The sequence below is a fragment of the Streptomyces sp. WELS2 genome (assembly GCF_013870595.1).
GTDB lineage: Bacteria > Actinomycetota > Actinomycetes > Streptomycetales > Streptomycetaceae > Streptomyces.
In genome coordinates this window covers 1-1,671 of record NZ_JACBWZ010001132.1, presented here as the reverse complement: position 1 = coordinate 1,671, position 1,671 = coordinate 1, and the positions used below count along the sequence as shown (strand labels likewise).

The following is a 1,671-nucleotide window of genomic DNA, read 5'->3' as shown; positions in this document are numbered from 1 at the left end:
GCCTCAGGGTGCCCGGACGCAGGCGCGGCGCGCTGGAGGACATCCAGCGGCAGCTGGGCCGGCTCCAGGCCGCGCCGTAGGCCGGGGGCCCGCGCTCAGGCCATCCAGAAGAAGACGGCCGTCATGCGCTTGTCCGCCAGTGTCCGGCCGGTGTAACCGGTCGCGCTGTGCACCAGGTTGGCGTGGTAGAGCAGCAGACGGTTGTACCGGTGCGGGACGCGGACGTCCTCCTCGAAGTGGTCCGCCGGGACGTACCGGGTGCCGAGCGCCTCGACGAGGTTGGTGTGCGGGGCCTGGACGATGTTGCCGCCGAGCCGGCCGCCGGGCAGCGACTGCCGGTAGAAGGAGGTCCCGCAGTCCTTGGGCACGTCCGGACCGAGGTACAGCACGGCCGCGTACCGGCACAGCGCCCGGGAGTCGGTGTGCGGGCGGGGCTCGCTCTCGCCCTCGCCGACCACCTGGACGCAGTTGTGGTTGAGGGTGCCGCCGCCCGGCGCCTGCTGCACCCACAGCTCCTTCGCCCCGGTCGCCCGCTTCACCAGCCGTTCCACACGGGCCAGTTCACCCGGCTCGAGACCGGGCATGGCGCGCAGCCCCGGCCAGGTCTCGGAGGTGTAGGGGTGGCCCCGCACCCAGTCCTCCTTGGCCAGGCACCGCTGCCGTACGGCGTCGATGTCGGGCAGGACGTCGTCCAGTACCCAGTAGTCGCGGCCCTTGGTGGGCTTGCGGTAGGGCAGGACGGGCAGCGCGGCGGGGGTGCGGGGGGAGGGCGGTGCGGGCATGCGGTGAATCTAGGCGCGCCTCGGGTCTGGCTTCGCCCGGGTGCGGGTCAACCTTCTCCCGGGCGGTGGTCAATCTCCGGCCAACGGCGCCCGGCCGATTCTTTACCCGCCCGCGGTGATACGGACCGGCCCCGGATCCGTACCGCTTGGTGTCCGGACCCGCGTACCGCCGCGCGTCCGGAGTGACGACGGAAGATCCCCGGCAGGAGGCACGGTGCGCTTTTCGCGGAACGCGACGGGAACGCTGTTCGTGGGCGGTGCGATGGCCCTGACCCTCGCCGCGCTCGCCTACCCGGGCATGCTCGGCCTGGGCAAGGTCTCCAGTGCGCAGGACCGTGTCATCGCGAGCACCCAGTGGGGGCCGCTGACCGAGCAGGACCGGGACTTCGTGGTGAAGGTACGGGCGGCCGGGCTGTGGGAGTACCCGGTCGGGCGGATCGGGCTGCGCAAGGGCGGCTCCAAGGCGGTGATCACGGCGAGCCGGCACCTGATCGACGGGCACGCGGCGCTCGACACCACCTGCCGGAAGATCGCCCCGATGCTGAACATCACGCTGCCCGACGAGGCGAGCCCCCAGCAGCAGGGCTTCGTACGGCAGTTGAACGGGGAGAGCGGCAGGCGGTTCGACACGGACTTCGCCAACATCCTGCGGATGACGCACGGCTCCATCTTCAACACGGTGGCGAAGATCCGTTCCACCACGAAGAACTCGCTGGTGCGGGCCCTGGCCGACCAGGCCAACGACACCGTGCTGGACCACATCACCGTGATGGAGAAGACGGGCCTGGTGGACTTCGACCAGACCCTGTTCCAGCAGACCACCCCGCCCAGACTGCCCGACTCCGACCTGACCCCGCCGCCCCCGGCCGCCGGCCGGCCGCAGGTGGTC

The 1,671-nt window shown here is 71.6% G+C and carries 2 protein-coding genes; one reads left to right on the top strand and one right to left on the bottom strand.

What is annotated here, in order from left to right; translation table 11 throughout:
* Nucleotides 1-95: 95 nt before the first annotated feature.
* The gene (locus tag H5J33_RS34325) at nt 96-782 is read right to left on the bottom strand and encodes a DUF6445 family protein (protein ID WP_181798570.1); all 687 of its coding nucleotides are present in this window, start codon (nt 780-782) and stop codon (nt 96-98) included.
* A gap of 250 nt (nt 783-1,032) precedes the next feature.
* Here H5J33_RS34325 and H5J33_RS34320 point away from each other — a divergent pair.
* A partial coding sequence (locus H5J33_RS34320; RefSeq protein WP_181798571.1) for a DUF4142 domain-containing protein occupies nt 1,033-1,671 on the top strand: 639 nt, incomplete at its 3' end.